The organism is Nocardia sp., assembly GCF_025465275.1.
In the GTDB taxonomy this organism is placed as follows: Bacteria; Actinomycetota; Actinomycetes; order Mycobacteriales; family Mycobacteriaceae; genus Nocardia.
In genome coordinates, this window is record NZ_JAODNK010000233.1 from 1 (window position 1) to 25,936 (window position 25,936).

General features: G+C 66.3%; 23 protein-coding genes and 1 riboswitch. Of the genes, 8 read left to right on the forward strand and 15 right to left on the reverse strand.

What is annotated here, in order from left to right:
* Positions 1-424: DUF222 domain-containing protein (locus tag JWN03_RS44380; protein ID WP_297628831.1), on the reverse strand; the 424-nt coding region annotated here is incomplete at its 3' end.
* Between the two features lie 127 nt (positions 425-551).
* Positions 552-1,226, reverse strand: a complete 675-nt coding sequence (locus tag JWN03_RS44385; protein ID WP_297628833.1) for a TetR/AcrR family transcriptional regulator — start codon at positions 1,224-1,226, stop codon at positions 552-554.
* Between the two features lie 97 nt (positions 1,227-1,323).
* Between JWN03_RS44385 and JWN03_RS44390 the strand changes: the two genes are divergently transcribed.
* The 3 genes from JWN03_RS44390 to thiC all read left to right on the forward strand — a co-directional run bounded on the left by JWN03_RS44390 (position 1,324) and on the right by thiC (position 5,097).
* Positions 1,324-2,721: a lipase family protein gene (locus JWN03_RS44390; RefSeq protein ID WP_297628835.1), complete on the forward strand. Its 1,398-nt coding sequence runs from the start codon at positions 1,324-1,326 to the stop codon at positions 2,719-2,721.
* Between the two features lie 60 nt (positions 2,722-2,781).
* Positions 2,782-3,264, forward strand: coding sequence for a VOC family protein (locus JWN03_RS44395; RefSeq protein WP_297628836.1), 483 nt, complete (start codon positions 2,782-2,784; stop codon positions 3,262-3,264).
* Positions 3,265-3,311: 47 nt separating this feature from the next.
* Positions 3,312-3,438, forward strand: a riboswitch (TPP riboswitch).
* Positions 3,430-5,097, forward strand: coding sequence for a phosphomethylpyrimidine synthase ThiC (thiC, locus tag JWN03_RS44400; protein ID WP_297628837.1), 1,668 nt, complete (start codon positions 3,430-3,432; stop codon positions 5,095-5,097). Its footprint overlaps the riboswitch before it by 9 nt.
* Before the next feature lie 108 nt (positions 5,098-5,205).
* On the opposite strand, the gene dmpI is transcribed toward thiC, so the two are convergent.
* The 5 genes from dmpI to JWN03_RS44425 form a co-directional block, all read right to left on the reverse strand.
* Entirely contained in the window at positions 5,206-5,391 is a 186-nt protein-coding gene (gene dmpI, locus JWN03_RS44405) for a 4-oxalocrotonate tautomerase DmpI (RefSeq protein WP_297628838.1), read from the reverse strand.
* 137 nt (positions 5,392-5,528) lie between these two features.
* Positions 5,529-6,431, reverse strand: a complete 903-nt coding sequence (locus tag JWN03_RS44410) for a LysR substrate-binding domain-containing protein (protein ID WP_297628839.1) — start codon at positions 6,429-6,431, stop codon at positions 5,529-5,531.
* Positions 6,432-7,412 carry a peptidylprolyl isomerase gene (locus JWN03_RS44415; RefSeq protein ID WP_297628840.1) on the reverse strand — a complete coding sequence of 327 codons (981 nt, stop codon included), beginning with the start codon at positions 7,410-7,412 and terminating at the stop codon, positions 6,432-6,434.
* A gap of 78 nt (positions 7,413-7,490) precedes the next feature.
* Positions 7,491-7,946 carry a hypothetical protein gene (locus JWN03_RS44420; RefSeq protein ID WP_297628841.1) on the reverse strand — a complete coding sequence of 152 codons (456 nt, stop codon included), beginning with the start codon at positions 7,944-7,946 and terminating at the stop codon, positions 7,491-7,493.
* Positions 7,947-8,045: 99 nt separating this feature from the next.
* A complete protein-coding gene (locus JWN03_RS44425) occupies positions 8,046-8,696 on the reverse strand; it encodes a TetR/AcrR family transcriptional regulator (protein WP_297628842.1) in 651 nt (216 codons plus the stop codon).
* Between the two features lie 87 nt (positions 8,697-8,783).
* On the opposite strand from JWN03_RS44425, the gene JWN03_RS44430 reads away from it, so the two are divergent.
* Entirely contained in the window at positions 8,784-9,923 is a 1,140-nt protein-coding gene (locus JWN03_RS44430) for an epoxide hydrolase family protein (protein ID WP_297628843.1), read from the forward strand.
* 53 nt (positions 9,924-9,976) lie between these two features.
* Here the strand turns inward: JWN03_RS44430 and JWN03_RS44435 are convergent, their stop codons facing one another.
* Positions 9,977-11,125 carry a GTP-binding protein gene (locus JWN03_RS44435; protein ID WP_297628844.1) on the reverse strand — a complete coding sequence of 383 codons (1,149 nt, stop codon included), beginning with the start codon at positions 11,123-11,125 and terminating at the stop codon, positions 9,977-9,979.
* An 83-nt stretch (positions 11,126-11,208) separates the two neighbouring features.
* On the opposite strand from JWN03_RS44435, the gene thiD reads away from it, so the two are divergent.
* From thiD to JWN03_RS44455, 4 genes are all read left to right on the forward strand, one after another.
* Positions 11,209-12,060 (forward strand): bifunctional hydroxymethylpyrimidine kinase/phosphomethylpyrimidine kinase, encoded by an 852-nt coding sequence (thiD, locus tag JWN03_RS44440; protein ID WP_297628845.1) that lies wholly within the window; start codon positions 11,209-11,211, stop codon positions 12,058-12,060.
* Positions 12,061-12,097: 37 nt separating this feature from the next.
* Positions 12,098-12,604 carry a nitroreductase/quinone reductase family protein gene (locus JWN03_RS44445; protein ID WP_297628846.1) on the forward strand — a complete coding sequence of 169 codons (507 nt, stop codon included), beginning with the start codon at positions 12,098-12,100 and terminating at the stop codon, positions 12,602-12,604.
* A 295-nt stretch (positions 12,605-12,899) separates the two neighbouring features.
* Positions 12,900-14,153 carry a glycosyltransferase gene (locus JWN03_RS44450; RefSeq protein ID WP_441343179.1) on the forward strand — a complete coding sequence of 418 codons (1,254 nt, stop codon included), beginning with the start codon at positions 12,900-12,902 and terminating at the stop codon, positions 14,151-14,153.
* Positions 14,150-16,225 (forward strand): glycosyltransferase family 39 protein, encoded by a 2,076-nt coding sequence (locus JWN03_RS44455; RefSeq protein WP_297628847.1) that lies wholly within the window; start codon positions 14,150-14,152, stop codon positions 16,223-16,225. Before JWN03_RS44450 ends, JWN03_RS44455 begins: the two co-directional genes overlap by 4 nt.
* A gap of 525 nt (positions 16,226-16,750) precedes the next feature.
* Here JWN03_RS44455 and JWN03_RS44460 read toward each other — a convergent pair.
* The 7 genes from JWN03_RS44460 to JWN03_RS44490 all read right to left on the reverse strand — a co-directional run bounded on the left by JWN03_RS44460 (position 16,751) and on the right by JWN03_RS44490 (position 25,925).
* On the reverse strand, positions 16,751-17,368 hold the full coding sequence (locus JWN03_RS44460; RefSeq protein ID WP_297628848.1) for a TetR/AcrR family transcriptional regulator: 618 nt from the start codon (positions 17,366-17,368) through the stop codon (positions 16,751-16,753).
* A gap of 5 nt (positions 17,369-17,373) precedes the next feature.
* Complete coding sequence (locus tag JWN03_RS44465; RefSeq protein ID WP_297628849.1) at positions 17,374-18,159, reverse strand: enoyl-CoA hydratase family protein; 786 nt, start codon at positions 18,157-18,159, stop codon at positions 17,374-17,376.
* Positions 18,160-18,192: 33 nt separating this feature from the next.
* Positions 18,193-19,356 (reverse strand): acyl-CoA dehydrogenase family protein, encoded by a 1,164-nt coding sequence (locus tag JWN03_RS44470; RefSeq protein WP_297628850.1) that lies wholly within the window; start codon positions 19,354-19,356, stop codon positions 18,193-18,195.
* 3 nt (positions 19,357-19,359) lie between these two features.
* Positions 19,360-21,354, reverse strand: coding sequence for an acetyl/propionyl/methylcrotonyl-CoA carboxylase subunit alpha (locus JWN03_RS44475; RefSeq protein ID WP_297628851.1), 1,995 nt, complete (start codon positions 21,352-21,354; stop codon positions 19,360-19,362).
* Positions 21,355-21,362: 8 nt separating this feature from the next.
* A complete protein-coding gene (locus JWN03_RS44480; RefSeq protein ID WP_297628852.1) occupies positions 21,363-22,967 on the reverse strand; it encodes an acyl-CoA carboxylase subunit beta in 1,605 nt (534 codons plus the stop codon).
* Positions 22,964-24,112 carry an acyl-CoA dehydrogenase family protein gene (locus JWN03_RS44485; protein ID WP_297628868.1) on the reverse strand — a complete coding sequence of 383 codons (1,149 nt, stop codon included), beginning with the start codon at positions 24,110-24,112 and terminating at the stop codon, positions 22,964-22,966. Before JWN03_RS44485 ends, JWN03_RS44480 begins: the two co-directional genes overlap by 4 nt.
* 97 nt (positions 24,113-24,209) lie before the next feature.
* On the reverse strand, positions 24,210-25,925 hold the full coding sequence (locus JWN03_RS44490; protein ID WP_297628853.1) for an acyclic terpene utilization AtuA family protein: 1,716 nt from the start codon (positions 25,923-25,925) through the stop codon (positions 24,210-24,212).
* Between the last annotated feature and the right edge of the window lie 11 nt (positions 25,926-25,936).

Genomic DNA, 25,936 nt, shown 5'->3' on the forward strand with positions numbered 1-25,936 from the left:
GGTTCATCACCTGCCGGATCACCCGCACATGATCGAGAGAAATCGCCCCCTCATCGAGAGCTTGAGCCGCACAGGGCAGGACCGGCGCCGCATCGGTATCGTCGCCGACGCGGTGCCACACCGCGAGGTCTTCCGCCGCACGCCACCGGTTGATCGCATCCGCGTGCGAGATGTGCAGGACCGCTTGCAGATACAGGGCCGGGCTACCGGACCCGTTGCGGGCGGGCAGGGACCGGGCACACGCTTGCACGATCAGATCCCGCATGACCGAGGACAGTTTGCGGGTGCTGGTTTCGATCTGCTGCATCAACTCGACAATGTCGGTGTCCGACACCGGAATCAACGACAACGCGGTGAGAGAATCGACCGCCGCGGCCAGTGCTTGCGCACCGGTCGCGATTGCGGTTTCTGCCCCTGATTCCATGCCTCTATTCTACTCCCGGAAAACAGGCCCGGAAAGGCGAATTCCGTTGTGATATAAGCCTATTCAGAATCCTCGGGTTTTATCTTTGTTCTTGTTTTGCTTCTTCTTGTCCAGGCGTCTTTCGTCTTTACCGCTCACCCCGTCGACCGTTATCGACCACGGCGATGAATCGGGTCAGGTCCTCGGTCAACGTCTCTACGGCGTCGGCTGCTCCTCCGTCGTCGTGGTGGTGGAGCCAGTCGGCGACCAGTTCGAACATTCCTCCGATGGTGGCCAGGCACAGCGCTAGGCCCTGGCGTTCGGTGAGTGAATCCTGCTGTGGCCATTGATGGTTGAGAAAGGCGGCGGCCCAGCGGCGGTTACTGCGGCGTTTGGCCTCTACCGCCGGTGAGATTCCGCCTGCTTCGCCGAATGTCACTTTGGCCAGGCGCGCGTCGTCGGCGATGGCGTGGACGAAGGCTTCGGTGATTGCCTGCAGGCGTTCGGGCCAGTCCTGGTCGGCGGTGTCGGCGGCGATTGCAGCGACACGCTGCTGGATCTGTGCCGTGATCTGTTCCAGGAGCGCGGTGTACAGCGCCTCCTTGCTGTCGAAGTGGTCGTAGAAGCCTTTGGTGCCGACGTAGGCCTGCTGACAGATCTGCTCGATCGATGTTCCCGAATAGCTTTGCTGGGCAAAGAGTTCGGTGGCGGCGGCGAGCAGTTGCCGGCGCCTTTGCGCGCTGCGCTCGTCCGCGTCGAGGCCGCGGATCCGGCGCCGCACGGGGGTCCGGTCTGGCGCCGCGGCCGGTTTGCTGCGGGTCATGCCATGACGATAGCCGGGAGTGTTTCAGAAAGACATCTTGTTGACAACAGGATGCCGTGTTGTAATCGTCGTCACGTCGATGAGGAAGGGAACAGACGTGGCTATCAATGGGGATCGCCGGCGGAGGGGGTGGCGGCGGTTTACCGCGGCCGCGCTCTCGACGGCAATGACGGCATCCATCGCGGTGCTGCTGGGGGGCGCGGCCACGACACCGGCCGCCGCACAACCGGAACCGGTGAATGTGGACCAGTTCTACAGTGCGCCCGACGGTTTCGAATCGACCGCACCGGGCACGATTCTGCGCTCGCGCCCGGTGCAGCTGGCGGTGCTCACCGTACTGCCGGTGCATATCCGGTCCTGGCAATTGCTCTACCGCACAACCGATTTGAATGGTCAGCCCGCCGTGGCGGCCACCACCGTCGCGATTCCGGAAGGCGCCGATACCTCGCACGGCCGCCCGCTGGTCTCGCATCAGTTCTTCTACGACAGCACCTCGCCGAACTGCGCACCGTCGTATGTATTGCAGCAGGGCGGCGGACTGCCCGCACTGGAGGGCATCCACTCCACAGTCGAGTACCTGGAGCTGGCGGCGTCCATCAGCCAGGGCTATGCCATCAATGTTCCCGACTACGAAGGGATTTACGGGCATCTCGCGGTCGCCAAGGAACCCGGCTACATGATTCTGGACAGCGTGCGTGCGGCGGAGAGCTTCTCCCCGCTCGGCCTGGACGGCGTCAATACCCCTGTCGCACTGTGGGGTTACTCCGGCGGCGGCATGGGCAGCGGTTGGGCGGCGGAGATGCAGCCGACCTACGCACCCGAGCTGAATATCAAGGGCATCGCCATGGGCGCACCCGTCTCGGACGTGGAATCGCTTCTGCACGTGAATGGTTCGATGTTCGCCGCCCTGATCGGCGTCGGCATCGCATCACTGCGCAATGCCTACCCGAAGTTCGCGGACGCCGTCGATCGCTATATGACACCGGAGGGCCGGGCGATCATGGATCGCACCGCCAACCAGTGCCTGCCGCGCAATGCGCTCACCCTCATGTTCACCGACTACCAGCGCATGCTGACCATCCCCATCGCCGACTTCCTGGCGCTGCCGGAGGTCAAGGAGGTCTTCGATTCGACCGTGCTGGGCAGTAATCCGCCCACCGCACCGACCATGGTCTATCAGGGCGTCTACGACGAGGCCGTGCCCTGGTACACCAACGACCGCATGGTGCAGCGGTGGTGTGACGGCGGCACCTCGGTCTACTACAAGCGCGATCACCTCAGCGAACACCTGACCCTGACCACCCTCGGCATGGCCGATGCCTTCAACTGGATCAAGAGCCGGCTCGCGCCCGGCGCACCCGATCCGGTCGGCTGCCGCACCGACAATGTCGTCACCATGCTCGGCAGCCTCGACGCCCTCGCCACCCAAACCGAAATCAGCCTGAACGCCACCTTCGGCGCACTGGGCTGGCCCATCGGCCCGCAGGAGCGATGAATTACCGGGCGGTCTCTCGTCTGCACAGGTATCGACCATCGTCCGATCAGGAGCACCGTCATGCAGAAGATCGTCACCAACCTGTGGTTCGACACCGAGGCCGAAGAGGCCGCCCAGTTCTACTGCTCGCTGTTCGAAGATTCCAAGATCATCGAAATCCAGCCGTACACCGAGGCCGGGCCGGGCGAAGCGGGCAGCACGCTGCTCGTCGAATTCCAGCTCAACGGCCAGCAGTTCACCGCCATCAACGGCGGCGGCGACTTCCACTACACGCACGCCATGTCCCTCCTGGTGAACTGCGATGACCAGGAGGAAGTGGATCGGCTGTGGGCGGCCCTGCTCACCGATGGCGGCCAGGAGGTCCAATGCGGCTGGATCAATGACAAATACGGCGTGCCATGGCAGATCTTCCCGGTCGAGGCGACGGAATTCATCGCCGGTCCCGACCGGGAAGCCCGTACCCGCGCCACCCGCGCCCTCTACACGATGAAGAAGATCGAGGTCGCGAAGCTGCGCGACGCCTATGCGGGCAAAACTGTGTGATTATCCGAGTCCGCGCACTCCGGCAACCCGGTAAGGTCGGCCACGGTAATCATGCCAACGGGGGCTCGCACCAGCGGGCTGAGAGGACGGCTAGCCCATTCGGGCGGAGCAGGGCCGTCGACCGTATGAACCTGACCGGGTAATGCCGGCGTAGGGAGGATTCTCATGTCATCGAAGTCTGTCGCGCGCAAGGGCGGTTCCGCCGTAGTCGACACCGTGACAACCGGGCCCATTCAGGGCAGCGTCAAGCATTACGAGCAGGTCGAGGCCGATGGCACGACGCTGCAGATTCCGGTGCGGCGCATCAACCTCACCAATGGCGAGAAGTTCGACGTCTACGACACCTCGGGGCCGTACACCGACGACACCGCCGTCATCGACCTGGAAGCCGGGCTACCCAAGGTGCGCGACACCTGGACCAAGCCCGATGTGCCGGGTCCGCGCACCCAGCTGGCCTGGGCGCGCGCGGGCATCATCACCCCGGAGATGCATTTCATCGCAGCCCGCGAAGGCGTCTCCCCGGAACTGGTGCGCGACGAGGTCGCGGCCGGTCGCGCCGTGATCCCGGCCAACCACAATCACCCCGAGTCCGAGCCGATGGTCATCGGCAAGAAGTTCCTGGTGAAGATCAATGCCAATATCGGCAACTCGGCCGTGAGTTCCTCCATTGCCGAGGAGGTCGAGAAGATGGTGTGGGCCACCCGCTGGGGCGCCGACAACATCATGGATCTGTCCACCGGCAAGAACATTCACGAAACCCGCGAGTGGATTCTGCGCAACTCCCCCGTCCCGGTCGGCACTGTGCCGATCTACCAGGCGCTGGAGAAGGTGAACGGCGATCCCACCCAGCTGACCTGGGAGCTGTACCGCGACACCGTCATCGAGCAGGCCGAGCAGGGCGTCGACTACATGACCGTGCACGCGGGCGTGCTGCTGCGCTACGTGCCGCTCACCGCCAAGCGTGTCACCGGCATCGTCTCGCGCGGCGGCTCCATCATGGCGGCGTGGTGTCTGGCGCATCATCAGGAATCGTTCCTGTACACCAACTTCCGGGAACTCTGCGAGATCCTGGCCAAGTACGACATCACCTTCTCGCTCGGTGACGGCCTGCGCCCGGGTTCGGTCGCGGACGCCAATGACGAGGCCCAGTTCGCCGAACTGCGCACCCTCGGCGAGCTCACCAAAATCGCCAAATCCTATGGCGTGCAGGTGATGATCGAAGGTCCCGGCCACGTCCCCATGCACAAGATCGTGGAGAACGTGCGGCTGGAGGAGGAACTCTGCGAAGAGGCGCCCTTCTACACCCTCGGCCCGCTGGCGACCGATATCGCGCCCGCCTACGACCACATCACCTCCGCTATCGGCGCGGCCATCATCGCCCAGGCCGGCACCGCCATGCTCTGCTACGTCACGCCCAAGGAGCACCTGGGCCTGCCCAACCGGGACGACGTCAAGGTCGGCGTGATCACCTACAAGATCGCCGCCCATGCCGCCGATCTGTCCAAGCAGCACCCGCACGCTCAGGATCGCGACGATGCACTTTCCAAGGCGCGCTTCGAATTCCGCTGGCACGACCAGTTCGCGCTCTCCCTGGACCCCGATACGGCCCGGGAGTACCACGACGAGACGATGCCCGCGGAGCCCGCCAAGACCGCGCACTTCTGCTCCATGTGCGGGCCGAAGTTCTGCTCCATGCGCATTTCCGCGGATGTCCGCGAATACGCCGCGAAGCAGGGGCTCACCGATGTGGCGGCCATCGAGGCGGGCATGGCCGAGAAGTCGGCCGAGTTCGCTTCGACGGGTAATCAGGTCTACCTGCCGGTCGTCTCCTGAGAAACACGTAATACGCACTGGGCGTGCACTACTCGGAGTCCGTCCGAGTAGTGCACGCTCGGTTCGTTTGTGCCGGAGCGATATTCACCGACGTTGTTATGCCACAACCTATTTCTTATCGGCGGTGAGCGTTCCCCCGATGGCCCAGCTGTCGGTGGGGACCTCCTGGATCCACACCTGCACGGCTTCGGCGGGAATCTGCAGGGCGTCGACGAAGGCGTCGGTAATGCGGCGCACCAGATCACGCTTCAGTTCGACGGTGCGGGGACCCTGCTGAATGGTGACGATAGGCATGACTGTTCTCCTCTTGCGCAGTGGTGAATTCGACTGGCCCCGTCCGATTTCCGGTTCTTCCGGCGGCCTGAGAACAGTTCACCGCAACGCGAGGCCGCAACCAATGGGCAGTACGCGAACGCAGTGATAAGCAATCCTTATCGCTCTGCGCCGTCCGCCTGTTCACTCTCGGAGAGCAGCTCTACCAGCAGATTCAGGTGCGGCGACACCGTTCCCGCCCGCACCGCGAGACCGATGGGCAGCGCCATGGCGGCATCGTCGAAGGGCCGGAACACCACACGCGGGTTGTGCACCAGCCGCGCATTGGAGGCATAGACCACGGTCCACATGGGTGCGCCGGTGCCGACAGCCGCGAGCGTGTCCTGCAGGTTGCCGGCGGCCGGAGCGGGCGTCGGCTCGAAACCGGCCCGCTGGCACGCGGACAGCACCAGATCCACCAGGACCGGATTATTACGCCGCTCGGTCAGACGCAAGGGCAGCGCGGCCAGATCGGTGATCCGCAGCCGCTCCTGGGCCGCCAGCGGATGCCGGGCGGGCAATGCCACCACCAGCGGATCATCCCATGCGGGAAGGAAATCCAGCTCCGGACTGTCCTGCGGGGACCGTACGAACGCCGCGTCCAGCCGCCCGTCCGCCACCTGCTTGACGCGCTCCTGCACCGGCAATGCCACCAACTCGATCTGCACCTGTGGCGCGCGCTCGGCGAACCCGTCCAGCACGGCGGCCAGTCGCTCCCCGAGTCCGGTCACCGTCCCGATCCGGAACACAGCCGCCCGCCCGCCGGCCAGGTCCGCCACCGAAGCCCGCGCCTGATCGGCCGCGGCCAGCACTGCGCGCGCCCCCGGCAGGAAGCGCGACCCGGCCTCGGTCAACCGCACCCGGCGCGGAGAGCGTTCCAGCAGTTGCACTTTCAGATCCCGCTCCAGCCGCTGCACCTGCTGACTGACCGCCGGCTGCGCGATATGCAGCCGCTCGGCGGCCCGCCCGAAGTGCAATTCCTCGGCCACCGTCACGAAGTACCGCAACTGACGCAGTTCCATCTACTGCGCCTGAATCGAACTCACGTCGACGGGAAGCTTCGGGCTGCCGTCGCCCGGCCCCATCTTCTCGTCCGTCCCACCGCCCGCTACCTTGTCCAGGACCGTGAGCCCGGCCGCGTCGATGGTCCCGAAAACGGTGTACGAGGGCGGCAATTGCGAATCGCCGTAGACGAGGAAGAACTGACTGCCGTTGGTGCCCGGCCCGGCATTCGCCATGGCGAGCGTGCCGCGCGGATACAGCACTGGTGCGGATGCCGCCGCGGCATCGGTCGAGCCGAAGGTGTCCGTCGGATACTCGTCATCGAATTCGTATCCGGGACCGCCCATTCCGGTACCTGTCGGATCACCGCACTGCAGCACCTTCAAGTCGTCGGCGGTGGTCAACCGGTGGCAGTGCGTGCCGTCGAAGTAGTGCTGCGCCGCCAGACTGCTGAAACTATTGACGGTGCAGGGTGATTCGGCGCTGTTGAGACTCAGCCCGACGCTCCCCTGCCCGGTCGCCATCACATACTGCGTCACCGAAGAACTCGAATTCGCTGGAACACCATCGGTTTTCGGCAATTGCGCCTGCCCCTGCTGCGCCGCCGCCTTCGTCCGGTAGACACAACTCACCGCAGCGGGTTTCGTTCCGGGAGCCGGTAGTGCGCCTGCCGCCGGTGCGGCCGGTGCGGTAGTGGAATCAGGGGCCGACGCGGCGGCCGACGTCGTCATGGGCAGGGCGGTGCCCGTCTCCTCGGACTTCTTCGAATAGACGACCGCTGCGACCACGAGCACAACAAGGGCCACGACCACCGCGGGAATGACCACCAGCAGCCACCTCGGCACCCTTCGGCGCGGCGGGCCCGGCGGCGGATATCCCGGACCGGGGCCGTACACCGGCGGACCGGGCGGGTAGGCGCCCGGCGGCAGCGCGGGATACGCGTCCCGTGCCGGATGAACCGGTTGCTGCTGTGGCGGCATCCCCGCCGGATCCTGATTCATGCTGTCCTCTCACCTGCGCTACCCGCCGCACCTTACCCAGGTGCTGTTACCAGCCGGTTCTGAAGAGGGATCGCGCTGCTACTCGGGTGAGTAGAAGGTGCCGCCACCGGCAATGTGCGGGAAATTGGTGTCGATGGTGACCTGGACGCGGCCGGGACCGGTGGGCAGGGTTTCGGGGACCCAGAGCGCATCGGTGGGGCCGAACGGAGTGTCGTCACCGAGCGGGACCGGCGGGAAGGTGCCGCTCGCTCCGCTGTCGAGGTTCTTCCAGCTGAGGGTCGCGGTCGCGCCGCAACCGCCGGTCAGAACAGGGAGATAGGTGAAATCGGCTCGCACCCAGACGGTTTGCTTGCCGTAGAAGGTGTTCTGCGGGTCGTGAAACGCCAGGATCTGACCGGCGCAGGGGAAGGCCCCACCGCCGATCGTATAGGCGGGCGTGAAGGTGGTGACGGGATCGGCCTGGGCCGGTGCGGCAACGGCGAGCAGCGCTCCGGCAGCGAACGGCACGGCAAGCAATGAGCGGAACCAGCGCATCGAAACTCCTGTGGTCGATAACGGGGTACGGCTTATGTGTCGAAGACGAGATCGCAAACGCTACGCGGGACTAAGGATCCAGGCGGCGAGTCGCCGGAATCAGCGGCCGGCCGGTTGCCAGCGGTGTGCGAATTCATTCGGGGCCGGGGGCGGGCCCGGGAGGTCTCCGGCGCCGGTCAGGCCGTCGATGAGCAGTGCCAGGACGCGGCGGCGCAGCTGGGCGGCGCGATGCGGGTCGGGAAGTGTGATGGCAGCACAGGATTCGAGAATCAGGCCCAGATCCGGGGTGGTGACATCCTTGCGCAGTCTTCCGGATTCGCGTGCGCGGCGCAGGATCTCGTCGTTCAACTCGGCAGAGCGCATCACATCCGGGAGGATCGACTCGTCGGGGGTGAAGGTGCCGGCCAAATGTGTGGTCAGCGAGTGCACATCGGCGTCGACCACACGTTCCAGGAAGCCGACGAAACCGTGCCAGCCATCCGAATCTGCCAGTGCCGCTTCGGCTTCGGTGTTGTAGCGGCGTAGCCCGTCGTAGCAGAGGGTGCGGAGCAGGTCCTCCTTACTGGGGTAGCGGCGGTACAGAGCGCTGATGCCGACCCCCGCCCGCTCGGCGACCGCGGAGATCGGGGCCTTGGGTTCGGCGAGGAAGACATCGCGGGCGGCAGCCAGGATGAGCTCGTCATTACGAGCGGCCTGCGCCTTGCGGCCGGGCAGGGCGCGCCGAGCTGGGACTTCGACTGATTCGGGCATAAATCGAGAATACCACTTGAACGGAATGATCCGTTCCGATATGGTTTGAAACAGAACGAAACATTCCGTTCCAACAAGGAGAATCTCATGACCGCCATCCGCCCCTTCCGCATCGACGTCCCCCAGGCCCAGCTCGACGATCTGGCCGATCGACTGCACCGGGCGCTGTGGCCGAACGAGCTCCCCGGCGTCGCCGACTCCTACGGCGTCCCCAATGACCGCATTCGCGGCCTGGCCGAGTACTGGGCGCAGAGCTTCGACTGGCGGGCCCTGGAGGCGAAGCTGAATGCCTACCCGCAGTTCACCACCGAGATCGAGGGCGAGGACATTCACTTCCTGCACATTCGCTCCGAGCGCCCGGATGCCACGCCGGTCATCCTGACCCACGGCTGGCCGGGCTCGATCCTGGAATACCTGGATGTCATCGCGCCGCTCACCGCGCCCGAATCCGCCGACGATCCGGCCTTCCACGTGGTCATTCCGTCGCTGCCCGGCTTCGGCTTCTCCGGCCCGACCCGCAGCACCGGCTGGAACCGCTTCCGCACCGCCCGCGCCTGGGTGGAACTCATGAATCGCCTGGGCTACCAGCGATTCGGCACCATCGGCAATGACGGCGGCTCGTTCGTCGCACCCGAAATGGGTCGCCTCGCCCCCGAGCAGGTCATCGGAGTCCATGTGACACAGCTGTTCTCGTTCCCTTCCGGCGATCCGGCCGAGATGGCGGACCTGTCCGAGGAAGACCTGGCCGGACTGCAGCAGCTGCAGTGGTTCTACGAGAACAAGATGGCCTTCAGCTCACTGCACGGCCAGCAGCCGCAGACCCTGGCCTTCGCGCTCGCGGATTCACCGGTGGGGCTTCTGGCTTGGAACGCACAGCTTTTCGGCGAGGGACTCGATCCCGAATTCGTGATCGGCAATGTGGCCATCTACTGGCTGACCGGCACCGCGGGGTCCTCGATCCGCTTCTACTACGAGGACCAGCACGCCACCGAGCAGCCTGCCGAACCGACCACCACACCGACCGCGCTGGCCATGTTCAAGGGCGATTTCCAGTCCATCCGGCGCTTCGCCGACCGCGATCACAAAAACATCGTGAGCTGGCACGCCTACGACGTGAGCGCGGCGGATTCGACCGGCGCCAATGATGCGGCCGGGCACTACGCCGCACACGAGGCGCCCGAGGTGCTGGTCGCCGATATCCGGCAGTTCTTCGCCCAGCTGAGCTGAAACTCGCAGCAGCGGCCCGCATTCCGACATCGGAGTGCGGGCGCTGACGCGTTTCAGGCGTGCTCGTGCGCAGGTCCCCAGGACGGGAAGGGATCGCGGAAACCGAGCCACGCCTGCCGCCCGGATTCCATTTCGGCGTCGGTGAGCAGTGCGGAGTACAACAGGTCCCGCACATGCGGGCGATCCAGTTTCACCCCGATGAAAACGATCTCCTGACCGGGCTGCATCTCCAGGGCGGACCAGTACGCCCCCGCCTCGAAGGTCAGATTGGGGCCGGCCTGCGACCAGATGGCCGCCATATCGGGCCGGCTGGCGAGCCAGAAGAAGCCCTTGCTGCGCAACAGCCGATGCAGTTGCGCCAGCGCCGCGTCCAGGCGTTCGGGATGGAACGGCCGATCGGCGGTGAAGGTAATGCTGCTGATCCCGTATTCCTCGGCCTCCGGGGTGTGCCCGCCCGCGAGTTCGGAGTCCCAGCCCTCGAATTGGGCGGCGATATCGGGGTTGTAGAGGCCGGTGCCGAGCACCTCGGTCAGCTCCACCACACCGTGCGTGGCATGCACGATGCGCGCGGCCGGATTGAGCCGCCGGATCGTAGCCTCCACGGTGCCAACGGCTTTCGCGCTCACCAGATCGGTCTTGTTGAGCACCAGCACATTCGCGAACTCGACCTGATCCACCAGCAGATCGGCAATGGTGCGCGCATCCCCTTCGCCCGCTTGCAGATTCCGCTCCGCGAGCGCCTGCCCCTGCACCACCTCGGCGAGGAAGGTGGAGGCGTCGACCACGGTCACCATGGTGTCGAGCCGGGCCAGCTCGCCGAGCGTGAAGCCGTCCTCGAATTCCCATTCGAAGGTGGCGGCCACCGGCATGGGTTCGGAGATGCCGGTGGATTCGATAATCAGCTGATCGAAGCGGCCCTCGCGGGCCAGCTGACCTACCGATTCGATGAGGTCCTCGCGCAGCGTGCAGCAGATGCAGCCATTGGTGAGTTCGACGAGCTTCTCCTGCGTGCGGTCCAGATGCCCCTGGCCGGCGATCAGGGCCGCGTCGATATTCACCTCGCTCATGTCATTGACGATGACCGCCACCCGGCGGCCCTCGCGATTGGCGAGGATGTGGTTGAGCAGGGTCGTCTTACCCGCGCCGAGGAAGCCGGAGAGCACGGTCACGGGCAGCTTGGCGGGTTCTCGGTCTGAAGTCATCAGGTAATGATAATGGTTTTCATTAGCAGGTGTCAGGGTGGGGTCGCCCCACGCGCGGCGGCGAGAAAAGTAGGGTCTGTGTCGTGAAACTCCTGCCGCTCTCCCCCAACGGGCAGACACCCGTCCGCGCGCTCACCATCGCGGGCACCGACTCCGGCGGCGGCGCCGGCATCCAGGCCGACTCCCGCACCATGGCGCTCTGCGGCGTGCACGCGTGTGTGGCGGTCGCCGCGGTCACCGTGCAGAACACGCTGGGCGTCAGCGGTTTCCACGAGATACCGCCGCAGATCGTGGCCGGCCAGGTGCGCACCGTGGTGAGCGATATCGGGATCGGCGCCGCCAAGACCGGCATGCTGGCCTCCACCGCCATTATCGAAGCGGTCGCCCAGGTGTGCCAGGAAGTCGGCATCGGCCGCAACGGCACCATTCCGCTCGTGGTGGATCCGGTCGCGGCTTCCATGCACGGCGACCCGCTGCTACACGCCGAAGCATTGGACGCGCTGCGGCACACGCTCATTCCGCTCGCCACTCTCGTCACCCCCAATCTCGACGAGGTGCGGCTGCTCACCGGCATCGAGGTCGTCGACGAGACCACCGCCCGCAAGGCCGCCGAGGCTCTGCACGCCCTCGGCGCGCAGTGGGCCATCGTCAAGGGCGGGCACCTGCGCACCTCCGACATGAGCACCGATCTGCTCTTCGACGGCGATACCTTCCACGAACTCCGCGCCCCGCGCCTGGCCACCGGCAATGACCACGGCGGCGGCGACACCCTGGCGGCCTCGGTGACCTGTGCACTCGCGCACGGCTATTCGGTGCCGGACGCGGTGGCCTTCGGCAAGGAGTGGACCTTCCACTGCCTCGAGGCCTCGTACGATCTGGGCGCCGGCCACGGGCCCGTCTCCCCGCTGTGGCGGCTGCACACCGGCCCGCAATAGCCCCGGACTGTCGGTGCCCGCGGGCATACTCGATGGCATGGGAGAAATGGAATCGGCTGGGACAGAGCAAAATCGCGCGAACACCTCGTACGACGATCCAGAAGCCCCGTGGAACCGGAAGTTCACGGAGGAGGAGTTCGCCGGTTGGAACAACGGCGTCATCGCGGAGTTCCGGACCAATGACGGCAAGGTCGGCGGCGACTACAAGGAAGCCACCCTCCTGCTGCTCACCACCACCGGAGCGAAAAGCGGTAAGCAGCACGTGGTTCCGCTGGGTGCCGCGTACCGCGACACAACGCTGTACCTGAGCTCGTTCATCGAGGGCCGCTACCCGGCGTGGGTCCACAATATCCGGGCGACTCCGCAGGTCACGGTCGAATTGGGCGATAAGACCTATCAGGCCACCGGACGCGTCCTCGAAGGCGCGGAGTACAACGAGTTCGCCGCGTGGATCACCGTGCACAATCCGTTCCTGGCCGCGCATCAGGCCAAGGTCGAGCGTCCGGTGCCACTGGTGGTGCTGATCCTCGGCGACGAGGTCTGAACGGGTCTGGGCCGCCGGTACCTGAGGCTCAACAGCTGGGGCGTGAGATCACTACAGCGAATGTGTCGCAAACTCATCGGACACTTCGATTTCCGGGCCACTTTCGGCGGCTTCCTGCTGTTCACCTGCACGCACACGGTATTTTTGTGGCCCATGCTCGGACTACCGGCCGGTCCGATGCCGACCGCGATAGCTGATCAATAGCACGACGTCGCGAACAAACAGCAACGTGCTCCCAGGAACTTCCCAGCTGTGCCGCAGTCCTGGCCCAGCGTGGTCGGCGAGCGTAGTGATCATGTCGGAGACCGTGACCGCCGTCCGGGCGGCAGCACCAGTAGAGTCCTTGACCACGCCCGTAGTGGATGTGGTCATTCCTGTCTACAACGAGGAAGCCGACCTCGGGCCGTGTGTGCTGCGGCTGCACGCGTTTCTCAATGACAATTTCCCGTTCACGGCGCGAATCACCATCGCCGACAACGCATCCACCGATTCCACCCTGCAGGTGGCGAAGCAGCTCGCCGCCCGGCTCGAAGGGGTGCAGGTCGTGCACCTCGATCGCAAGGGCCGCGGCCGGGCACTGCGGGAAGTCTGGCAGGGCTCCGATGCACAGGTTGTCGCGTACATGGACGTCGACCTCTCGACCGATCTGAACGCATTGCTGCCGCTGGTGGCGCCGCTGGTGTCCGGACATTCGGATCTGGCCATCGGCACCCGGCTCGCCGCCTCCTCTCGGGTGGTCCGCGGACCCAAGCGCGAATTCATCTCGCGCTGCTACAACCTCATCCTGCGCACCTCGCTGCAGGCCAAGTTCTCCGATGCGCAGTGCGGCTTCAAGGCCATGCGCTCCCAGGTGGCCCGCATGGTGCTGCCGCTGGTGGAGGACGGCGAATGGTTCTTCGACACCGAACTACTGGTGCTGGCCGAGCGCATCGGACTACGCATCCACGAGGTACCGGTGGACTGGATCGACGATCCCGACAGCAGCGTCGACATCATCGACACCGCCCGCAAGGATCTGCAGGGCGTCTGGCGAGTCGGCCGGGCGCTGGGCAGCGGCCGCCTGCCCATCAATGAACTGCGTACCGCCATCGGCCGGGAACCGCTCATGGAGGGCGTGCCGCTGGGCATGGTCGGACAGCTGGTGCGGTTCGGCATCGTCGGCATCGGCTCGACTCTCGCCTACATACTGCTCTACGTACTGCTGCAATCGTTCACGGGTGCACAGGTCGCCAATTTCCTGGCGCTGCTCATCACCGCCGTCGCGAACACCGCGGCCAACCGCACCTTCACCTTCGGTGTGCGCGGCGCCACCCAGGCGGTATCGCACCAACTGCAGGGCCTGCTGCTCTTCGGCATCGGCCTGTTCCTCACCAGCGGATCGCTCTTCGCCCTGCACCATTGGGCTCCGGACTCCGCCGTGCACCTGGAACTGGCAGTGCTGGTCATCGCCAACCTGCTGGCCACGCTGATCCGATTCGTGGGCTTGCGCTGGGTGTTTCGTCAGGCCGGAGCCTCGCCGCACCGGACGGTGACAGGGATCCGCGCGTGACGGCGACACTGGCCGATCCCCGGCCGATTGCCCCCGACCTGCCCCCGACACAGGCGCACGCCCGGCGCTGGGAGTACCCGGCGCTGGCGGCGCTGCTGATCGGCACCGCGATCGCCTACCTGCAGAACCTGTCCATCAACGGCTGGGCGAATTCGTTCTATGCCGCTGCGGTGCAGGCGGGTTCGGTGTCCTGGAAGGCCTTCTTCTTCGGCTCCTCCGATGGCGCGAACTCCATCACGGTGGACAAGACTCCGCTGTCGCTGTGGCCGATGGAAATCTCGGTGCGGATCTTCGGACTGCACTACTGGAGCGTCCTGCTGCCGCAGGCGCTCATCGGCGTGGCCTCGGTGGCGCTGCTGTGGGCGACCGTACGCCGGAGCTTCGGCCCGGTCGCCGGGCTGCTGGCCGGACTGGTCCTGGCCGCGACTCCCGTTGCGGCACTGATGTTCCGGTTCAATAATCCGGACGCACTGCTGGTGCTGCTCATGGTCGGCGGCACCTGGGCCATGACCCGGGCGGTGGAGGACGGGCGCTGGCGCTGGCTGCTTTCCGCCGGTGTATTCCTGGGCCTCGGCTTCCTGACCAAACAGCTGCAAGTGCTGCTGGTGGTGCCGCCGCTGGCGCTGGCCTATCTCATCGCCGGACCGCCCAAGCTCGGCAAGCGCATCGCGCAACTGTTCACCGCGGGCGCGGCCATGGTGGCGGGCGCGGGCTGGTGGCTGGTCATCGCGGAACTGTGGCCGGACGACGATCACCCGTACTTCGGTGGCTCCCAGCACAATTCGATTCTCGAACTGACCTTCGGCTACAACGGCCTCGGCCGCCTCAACGGCGATGAGACCGGTAGCACCGGAGGCGGGGGCGGAGGCGCGGGCGGGCACGGCATGTGGGGCGAGACGGGCATTACCCGCCTGTTCCAGCCCGCACAGGGCGGGCAGATCGCCTGGCTCATTCCCGCGGCCCTCGTGCTGCTGATCGCCGGACTCGTCCTGCGTGGCAAGCTCGCTCGCACCGATCAGAAACGTGCCGCACTGATCATGTGGGGCGGCTGGCTGCTCACCACCGGGCTGGTCTTCAGCTTCATGAAGGGCATTTTCCACCAGTACTACACGGTGGCATTGGCCCCGGCGGTGGCGGCTTTGATCGGCATCGGCGTAGTGCAGCTCTGGGGTGAGCGCGAAAAGCTCTGGGTGCGTGCGACATTGGCGCTGGCACTCGGCCTGACCATTGCGACGTCGTGGATGCTGCTGTCCCGCACCGAATCCTTCCAGCCCTGGTTGCGCTGGACCGTGCTGATCGCCGGAATCATCTTCACGGCAGCACTTCTGATCCGGCTGCCGCGCAAGCTCGAGCTGATCGCGGCGAGTGCCGCGGTACTCATCGGCCTTGCCGGACCGCTCGCCTACACGGTGGATACCCTCGCGACCGGACATGAGGGACCGATCCCCAGCGCCGGACCGGCTGTGCGTGGCGGCTTCGGCGGCTTCGGCGGACCGCGGCAGGGTGGCGGCGGCAATCACGGCCCGAACACGGGTGGTGGCAATCAGCGCACCAATGCCGGACCGGGCGCAGGCCAGGGAGCCGGCGCGGGCCAGGCACCGGGCGCGGGTCAAGGTCCGGGGGCAGCAGCCTGGGGCGGCGGCGACAACCGCATGGGTGGCGCGGCAGGCGGTCTCATGATGGCCAGCAAGCCGAGTGCGCAGGTCACCACCCTGCTATCGGCGAACGGCGACTCCTACACCTGGGTGGCCGCGGCCATCGGCTCCAATAGCGCCGCCGGATTCCAGCTGGCCACCCAATTGCCGGTCATGCCGATCGGCGGGTTCAACGGCAGCGATCCGTCGCCGACACTGCACCAGTTCCAGCAGGATGTCGCGGGCGGCGAGATCCACTACTTCATCAGCAGTGGTGACGGTGGCGGCGGTGGCGGTCGCGGCGGTACCGCCGGAACCGGTGGCAGCAATGTGAGTTCCGAAATCTCCAAGTGGGTGCAGGCGAACTTCACCGCACAGCAGGTCGACGGGATCACCCTCTACGACCTGACCGCACCGAAGACCGCGACACCGCAGTAAAAACCTCGCAGCCGGGCACAGCCCGGTAGCCAGGGGACAGCAGAACGCCCGTCGCCGCAGTAGCGGGACGGGCGTTTTGTTGTCTATCGCCAGTGACGTATTACCACCGGTGAGGCATCCGAATCAGGCGAGGCCCCACGCGTGCAGCAGATACGTGATGTTGGACGCGATGCTGGTGACCAGATTCGCGAGATTCAGTGCGGCAGAGCCGAGATCGATGATGGGCACAACATTGTCCTTCGAGGATCGGGTTCAGAATTGTCCCCAAAGGTATGCCACTGGACAAGCGCCCAACAATGATGCAATTCACGTATCGCCGCAGTTCAGGGGAGATTCCCACCACCTGCGACCGGTAGTAGTGGCGGCAGTCACCGCACGAAGGACTCCGCCATCCCGGCAGTCATCCCGGCACAGCAACCCGTCATCCCGGCGCGCTTTTGGCCGGGATCTACCCCTGAGTTGCGACCAGCATGCGTGGATCCCGGCCGAAAGCATGCCGGGATGACGAGGGGGTGGACCGTGCGGTCAGCTCTGGGTGGCGGCGAGTGCGGTGTGGAGCGTGGCGGCCCACTGTTGGACGATTTCCTTGCGGCGCAGGGAGTCGTCGGTCAGTACATCGGCGAGTCCGAGGCCGCGAGCGAGGTCGAGGGTGGCCTGAACCAGGTGGTGCGCAACGGGATCGGAGTCGTCGACGCCGAGGGCCTCCACCGCCATGCGGTGCGAGACGCGGCCGAAGCGGGCCTCCAGGGGCACTATGCGTTCGCGCAGGGCGGGATCGGCGGCGGCGTGCGTCCACACCTGCAGGGCGGCTTTGAACAGCGGGGTGGTGAAGCCCTCGACCAGCGCGGTCACCACGGCCTCGGTGCGTCCCACGCCCGCGGCCACCTCACCGATGGCCTTGGAATCGGCCAGGGACTGGGCCATGCGCGTGTCGAACATGTACTCGAGGGCGGCGGTGATCAGCTCCTCCCGGGTCGGGAAGTGATGCTGCGCCGCGCCCCGCGACACCCCGGCGCGTTCGGCGACCACGGCAACCGTCGCCGCTGCCCAGCCGGTCTCGGCCAGGCAGTCGATGGTCGCTTCCAGCAGCCGCTGCCGGGTGGCCCGGCTGCGGTCCTGCTTGGGTTCGTGGGGTGTAGCCATGGTGGCTATTCTGCCCAGCTCGGCGGGCGGCGCTCGAAGAAGGCCGTCATGCCTTCGATGACCTCGGCGGTGCCGAAGAAGCTGCCGGAGCGCTTGGCCAGGGTGTCGGCGTGGCGGTCGAACTCGCCGAGCGTGGCCGCGGTGGTGAGCCGCTTGCTCTCGGCCAGTCCCTGCGGGGAACCCTTGAGTAGCGCGCTGACCAGCCCGTTCACCTCGTCGACCGGATCGTCGGCGGCAACGGTGATGAGGCCGGTGCGTTCGGCTTCCGCGGCGTCGAAGGTCTCGCCGGTCTGGAAGTAGCGGGCGGCGGCACGGGAGGTCATGCGCGGCAGCAACGTCAGCGAAATCACGAAGGGGGCCAGCCCCAGCCGTGCCTCGGTGAGCGCGAAACTGCTGCCGCGACCCGCCACCGCGATATCGCAGGCGGCGACGATGCCCATGCCGCCGGCACGCACATTGCCGTCGATCCGGGCGATCACCGGCTTCGGCAGTTCCAGGATGCGGCGCAGCACCTGCACCATCCAGCCGGTCCGGATGCCGGCTGCCGCCGACGGATCGGCGTCGATGGCCTCGCGCAGATCCGCACCGGCACAGAAGGTATTGCCGGTGTGAGTGAGCACCACCCCGCGCACCTCGGTGTCCTCGGCCGCGCGGCCGAGCCCCTGCAACAGCTCGGTCACCAGCCGGGACGAGAGCGCATTGCGATTGTGCGGGGAATCGAGGGTGAGCACGGCGAACCCGTCCTGCACCTCGTAGCGCACGAACGGTGCGTCGGGGGTGGTGTCACTCATCAGATCTCCTGGCTTCTCGAATATCGTTGCGGCTCAGTACGACCGGGGCAGTCCGAGCGAGTGCTGCGCGACGAAGTTGAGGATCATTTCGCGACTGACCGGGGCGACCCGGGCAATGCGCGAGGCGGCGAGCATGCCCGCCAGACCCACATCGGAGGTCAGGCCCGCCCCGCCGTGCGTCTGGATGGACTGATCGAGTGCCTTGATACTGGCTTCTGCCGCAGCGTATTTCGACATATTGGCCGCCTCGGCCGCCCCGAATTCGTCACCGGCGTCGTAGAGGTGCGCGGCCTTCTGCATCATGAGCTTGGCCAGCTCCAGCTCGATCTTCACCTGGGCCAGCGGGTGCGAAATACCCTGGTGCGCACCGATCGGCACGCCCTTCCACACCGCACGCTCCTTGGCGTAGGCGACGGCCTGATCGATGGCGTAGCGGCCCATGCCCACGGCCATGGCCGCACCCATGATGCGCTCGGGATTGAGCCCGGCGAACAGCTGCGCGATGGCGGCGTCCTCCTTGCCGACCAGCGCGGTGGCGGGCAGGCGCACATCATCGAGGAAGAGCGTGAACTGATTGTCCGGCTCGATAATGTCCATCTCCTGCTTCGTCTTCACGAAGCCGGGGGCATCGGTCGGGACGATGAACAGGGCGGGCTGCAGATTGCCGGTCTTGGCATTCTCGCTGCGAGCCACGATGAGCACGGCCTCGGCCTGATCCACACCGGAGATGAAGATCTTGCGGCCGCTGAGGATCCAGTCCTCACCGTCCCGGCGCGCGGTGGTGGTGATCTTGTGCGAATTGGAACCCGCATCCGGCTCGGTAATGCCGAAGACCATCTTGCCGGAGCCGTCGGCCAGCTTGGTCAGCCATTCCCGCTTCTGCGCCTCGGTGCCGTACTTGGTGATGATGGTGCCGCAGATGGCCGGGGACACCACCATGAGCAGCAGGCCGCAGCCGCGCGCGGCCAGTTCCTCCTGCACCAGCGCCAGCTCGTAGATGCCCGCGCCGCCACCGCCGTACTCCTCCGGCAGATTCACGCCGAGGAAGCCGAGCTTGCCTGCCTCGTCCCACAATTCGTCGAACGGCTCACCCTTGCGGGCCTTGGGTCCGGCGTAATCGCGGAAGTTGTACTTCGCGGCCAGCTGAGCTACCGCAGCGCGCAGCGCCTTCTGTTCATCGGTCTCGACGAAACTCATTGCCTACTCCTGATCTTCGCTGTCGGCCTGGACCACGGCGAGTACGGTGCCGACCTCGACCTGCTGGCCGGTGGTGACGTTCAATTCGGTGAGAATGCCGGCGACGGGGGCGGCGATGGTGTGCTCCATCTTCATTGCCTCCAGCCACAGAATCGGCTGGCCCTTCTCGACCCGGCTGCCCGCTTCCGCGGCGACGCGAATGACCGCGCCCGGCATGGGCGCGAGCAGTGAGCCCTCGGCCACCTGATCGGCCGGATCCTCGAAACGCGGCAGGCGGCGCACCGCCACCGGGCCGAGCGGGGAATCGACGGCGACCAGATCGCCGTAGCGGGCGATCTCGAAACGGCGGCGGACCGGGCCGCGCTCCCCCGGCACCTGCAGCACCACGAGATCCGGTGTGGCTTCCAGCAATTCGAGGCCCGGATGCCCGTCCACCTCGAGGCCGGCGCGGGTGAGGCGGTAGCGCACCTCGTGCTTGCCTGTCAGGCGGCTCTCGTACGATTTGGATTGGGACTGCGACGGCAGATTGCGCCAGCCGCTCGGCACGCCCCGAACCACCCGTGCCGCTTGCCGATTCGCGGCGGCATCGGCCAGGGCTGCCGCCACGACGGACAGCGCCTCATCGGCCTCCGAGACCAGCGGTGCGGACAGGACGTCCAGACCGTGGGTGGCGAAGAAGGCGGTATCGGTGTCCCCGGCCAGGAAGGCCGGATGCCGCAGCACCCGCACCAGCAGATCGCGGTTGGTGACCAGACCGTGAATCTTGGCCCGCTGCAAGGCCGATGCCAGCAGGTGCGCGGCTTCGTCGCGAGTATCGGCGTACGAGATGACCTTCGACAGCATGGGGTCGTAGTGCACGCCGACCACGGAACCGTCCACCACGCCGGTGTCCAGGCGCACGCCCGGTTCGGTCAGCACCGTGAATTCGCCTATGGTGCCGGGGATTTCGAGCTTGTGAACCGGACCGCTCTGCGGCTGCCAGTCGTGCGCAGGATCCTCGGCGTAGAGCCGCACCTCGATGGAGTGACCGCGCATGGCCGGCTGCTGCGCCGGCAGCGGACGACCGGCCGCCACCTGCAATTGCAGGCGCACCAGATCGAGTCCGGTGACCTGTTCGGTGACCGGATGTTCCACCTGCAGACGGGTATTCATCTCCAGGAAGAAGAAGTCGCCCTTCTCGTCGGCCAGGAATTCGACGGTGCCCGCACCCTCGTAACCGATGGCCTCGGTCGCCAGCCGGGCCGCCTCGAACAGCCGGGCCCGCATCCCGTCGATCTTCTCGACCAGCGGGGACGGGGCTTCCTCGACGACCTTCTGGTGGCGGCGCTGGATGGAGCATTCGCGCTCGCTGACGGCCCACACGGTGCCCTGTGTATCGGCCATGACCTGGACCTCGATATGACGGCCGGTCTCCAGATAGCGCTCACAGAACACGGTCGGATCGCCGAAGGCCGACGCCGCCTCGCGCCGTGCGCCTTCCAGCTGCTCGGTCAGTTCGGCCAGGTCGCGCACCACGCGCATACCGCGACCGCCGCCACCCGATGAAGCCTTGATGAGCACCGGCAGCATATCCGCGGTGACCTCGGCCGGATCGAGCTCGGCGAGCACCGGGACACCGGCGGCATCCATCATCTTCTTGGACTCGACCTTGGAGCCCATCTGCTCGATGGCCGCGACCGGCGGGCCGATCCAGGTCAGGCCCGCTGCCAGCACGGCGCGCGCGAATTCGGCGTTCTCGGAAAGGAATCCGTAGCCGGGGTGGATGGCGTCGGCGCCGGCGGCCAGGGCGGCCTCGATGATCAGGTCACTGCGCAGGTAGGTCTCCGCCGGAGTATTGCCCGGCAGCCGGATGGCCGCATCGGCCTCGGCCACATGCGGCGCGGCGGCATCGGCATCCGAATACACCGCGGTAGTTGCGATTCCCATGCGACGACAGGTGGCGAATACCCGGCGCGCTATCTCGCCGCGATTGGCGACCAGAACGTTCGTAATGTCCATGCCGCTGCTCACATTCGGAAGACGCCGAAGCCCTCGGCGCCCTTGATCGGGGCATTGTGGATGGCGGACAAGGCCATTCCCAATACCGTGCGGGTATCGCGGGGGTCGATGACGCCGTCGTCGTACAGGCGGCCCGACATGAACATGGGCAGCGATTCGGCCTCGATCTGCGCCTCGATCATGGCGCGGATACCGGCATCGGCCTCTTCGTCGAAGGGGATGCCGCGCGCCTCATTGGCGGCCCGGCCCACGATGGAGATGACACCGGCCAGCTGTGCACCGCCCATGACGGCGGATTTCGCACTGGGCCAGGCGAAGACGAAGCGCGGATCGTAGGCGCGGCCGCACATGCCGTAGTGGCCCGCGCCGTAGGACGCGCCCATGAGCAGCGAAATATGCGGCACCTTCGAATTCGACACCGCATTGATCATCATCGCGCCGTGCTTGATGATGCCCTTCTGCTCGTACTCCTTGCCGACCATGTAGCCGGTGGTGTTGTGCAGGAACAGCAGTGGGGTGTTCTTCTGATTGGCCAGCTGGATGAACTGCGCCGCCTTCTGCGCCTCTTCGGAGAAGAGCACGCCGCGGGCATTGGCCAGAATGCCGACCGGATAGCCGTACAGCTCGGCCCAGCCGGTGACGAGGCTCGAACCGTAGAGCGGCTTGAACTCGTCGAAATCGGAGCCGTCCACCACGCGGGCGATGACCTCGCGGGGGTCGAACGGAATCTTGAGGTCGGACGGGACGATGCCGACCAGCTCCTCCTGGCTGTACAGCGGCTCGATCACCTCGGTAAGCGCGCGCGGGACCGGGCCCTTCTTCTCCCAGTTCAACCGGCGAATAATGGAGCGGCCCAGGCGAATCGCGTCCTGCTCGTCGACGGCCAGGTAATCCGCCAGACCCGAGACGCGAGCGTGCATTTCGGCGCCGCCCAGCGATTCGTCGTCGGACTCCTCACCGGTCGCCATCTTCACCAGCGGCGGGCCGCCCAGAAACACCTTGGAGCGATCCTTGATCATCACGGTGTAGTCGGACATGCCGGGGATGTACGCGCCACCGGCAGTCGAGTTACCGAAAACCAGTGCGATGGTGGGTATTCCAGCCGCCGAGAGCCGGGTCAGGTCGCGGAACATGCGACCGCCAGGGACGAAGACCTCTTTCTGCGTAGGCAGATCCGCGCCACCGGACTCCACCAGGCCGATGACCGGCAGCCGGTTCTCCAGCGCGATATCGTTCATCCGCAGGTTCTTTCGAAGCGTCCACGGGTTCGAGGTGCCGCCGCGCACGGTCGGATCGGGCGCGACGATCATGCATTCGACGCCCTCGACAATGCCGATGCCCGCGATCACGCTGGCGCCGACATGGAAGTCGCTGCCCCACGCGGCGAGTGGCGCCAGCTCCAGGAAAGGCGAATCCTCGTCGAGCAGCAGTTCGATGCGCTCGCGCGCGGTCAGCTTGCCGCGCTTGCGATGCCGCGCCATCTTGTCCGGCCCGCCGCCCGCGATGTTCTTGTCGTACTCGGCCCCGACCTCATCGAGTTTGGCCGTCATGGCCTCGGCGGCGGCCTGATAGTCCGCCGACTTCGGATCTACGGAGGTGCGCAGAATACTCAAGACTGGAACCCCAATCGCTTTGCCGCCAGGGCGGTCAGGATCTCGTTGGTGCCGCCGCCGATGCCGAGAATTCGCACATCGCGGTACTGGCGCTCGACCTCGGACTCACGCATGTAGCCGAGCCCGCCGAACAGCTGCACGGCCTGGTGGGCCACCCATTCGGCGGTCTCCACCGCGGTGTTCTTGGCGAAGCACACCTCGGCGATCAGATCGGTCTCACCGCTCGCGGCCCGCTCGGCCACATGCCGGGAGTAGACCCGGGCGACATCGATGCGACGCGCCATCTCCGACAGCGTGTTCTGCACGGCCTGCCGACTGATGAGCGGGCGGCCGAAGGTCTCCCGATCGCGGCACCAGGCCAGCGTGAGGTCCAGGCAGCGCTGCGCGTGCGCGTAGGACTGGGTGGCCAGGCCGACCCGCTCGCTCACGAAAGCATTGGCGATCTGGGCGAATCCGGAGTTCTCCGGGCCGACCAGATTCGACACGGGCACGCGCACATCCACATACGACAGTTCCGCCGTATCGGAGCACAGCCAGCCCATCTTCTCCAGCTTTCGGCTGACCGTGAAGCCGGGCGTGCCCTTCTCCACCACCAGCAGCGAAACACCGGCCGCGCCTTTGCCTCCCGTGCGGACGGCCGTCACCACGTAGTCGGCGCGCACACCGGAGGTGATGAAGGTCTTCGCGCCGTTGACGATGTATTCGTCGCCGTCGCGGACCGCGGTGGTGGTGAGGTGCCCGACATCGGAGCCACCGCCGGGCTCGGTAATGGCCAGCGAGCCGATCAGCTCACCCGCGAGGGTCGGCTTCACCCAGCGCTCGATGTGCTCGGCGTTGCCCGAGGCGATAATGTGCGGCACCGCGATACCGCAGGTGAACAGCGAGGCGAACAAGCCGCCCGAGCCACCGGCGTAATGCATTTCCTCGCACACGATCGCGGCGTCGATGGGATCACCGCTGGAACCGCCCGCGGACTCCGGAAACTGGATGCCGAGCAGGCCCAGCGCACCGGCCTTCTTATGCAGTTCACGCGGGAGCGCACCGTCCCGCTCCCAGTCGTTCAGGTACGGCAGCACCTCACGCTCGGTGAATCCGCGCACGGTGGCACGTAATTCGCGCCGCTCGGGGGTTTCCCACTGGTTCACATAGCTCATGCTGTGCCCTTTCGGCATGCTCGGGGGCCCTGCGTGGTTACGCAGGCAAGCGCAGGGAGGTGGAGCGGCTCCTTCGGGCCCTGACCGCTCATGCCAGCAGCTCCACAGGTATCTCGATGTGCCGGGCTCGCAGCCATTCCCCGAGCCCCTTGGCCTGCGGATCGAAGCGGGCCTGATAGGCCACGCCCGCGCCGAGCAGGCCCTCGACAATGAAATTGATCGCGCGCAGATTCGGCAGCACGTGCCGGGTGATCGGCAGTTTCGCGGTTTCCGGCAGCAGCACGCGCAGCTCGTCGACGGTGAGCGTGTGCACCAGCCAGCGCCACTGCTCATCGGTGCGCACCCAGACGCCGATATTGGCATTGCCGCCCTTGTCACCACTGCGCGCCAGCGCGAAGGTGCCGAGCGGGACACGGCGGGTCTCGCCCTGCGGAAGTAGCTGCGGCAGTGCCGGTTCCGGCACCTCGGCCAATTCCAGGGTCTCCCCCGCCGGTGGAATGTCTACCGTGCTGCCATCGGGCAGGACCGCGATATGCGGAACTTCCTTCGCATCCACGTATCCCGGGGTGAACACGCCGTACGGCGCGCCGTTGCCGGGCAGCGTGGTCATCGAGAAGCCCGCATAGCTGGCCAGGGCCAATTCCACTGCCACACTGGAGAAGCCGCGGCCGACCTTGTTCGGGTCCGGATCGCGCACCACGCAGCGCAGCAGGGCGCTGGCCTGCTCCTCGGTCTCGGCATCGGGGCGATCCAGGCGGGCGAGCGTCCAGTCCAGCTCCGCCGGTCGCACGGGCAGCCACGATTCCAGCTGCCGTTGCACCAGTGCGACTTTCGCCTCGATATCGAGGCCGGTGACGATGAATTCCATCTCGTTGCGGAAACCGCCGATGGTGTTCAGCGACACCTTGGTGCGCGACGGCGGCGCTTCACCGGTCACACCGCTGATGAGGACCCGATCCGGGCCCTCCTGCGTGAGCGCGATGCTGTCCAGCCGGGTGGTGACATCCGGTCCGGCGTAGCGCGCGCTCTGGATCTCGTACATGAGCTGCGCTTGCACCGTGTCCACGGTGACCGCGCCGCCGGTGCCCGCGTGCTTGGTGATCACCGTGCTGCCGTCGCGGCGCACCTCGGCAATCGGGAAGCCGGGGCGCATCAGATCGGCGATCTCGGTGAAGAAGGCGAAATTGCCTCCGGTGGCCTGTGTTCCGCATTCGATGACGTGTCCGGCCACCACGGCACCGGCGAGCGCGTCGTAATCGCCACGCCCCCAGCCGAAGTGGGCGGCGGCGGGGCCGACCACCAGCGCGGCGTCGGTGACACGGCCGGTCACGACGATATCCGCGCCCGCGTTCAGGCATTCGGCGATGCCCCAGCCACCGAGGTAGGCATTGGCCGTGAGCGGCGCACCCAGCCCCAGTCCGGCGGCACGCGGCAGCAGATCGTCACCGGCCACATACGCGACTTTCGGTGCCAGACCGAGCTTTTCGGCCGCTTCCCGCACCCGCTGCGCCAGGCCCGCCGGATTCAGGCCACCGGCATTGGCGACAATGCGCACGCCCGATTCGAGGGCCAGCCCGAGACTGTTCTCCAGCTGCCGCACGAAGGTTTTGGCATAACCCAGGTTCGCGTCCTTCATGCGATCGCGTCCCAGGATCAGCATGGTGAGTTCGGCGAGGTAGTCGCCGGTGAGCACATCGAGCTGCCCGCCCTCGAGCATCTCGCGCATGGCGCTCATCCGGTCCCCGTAGAAGCCGGAGCAGTTGCCGATCCGAATGAGGTCCGGGTCGTCGCCGAGCTGACTCATTACTGGGCCTC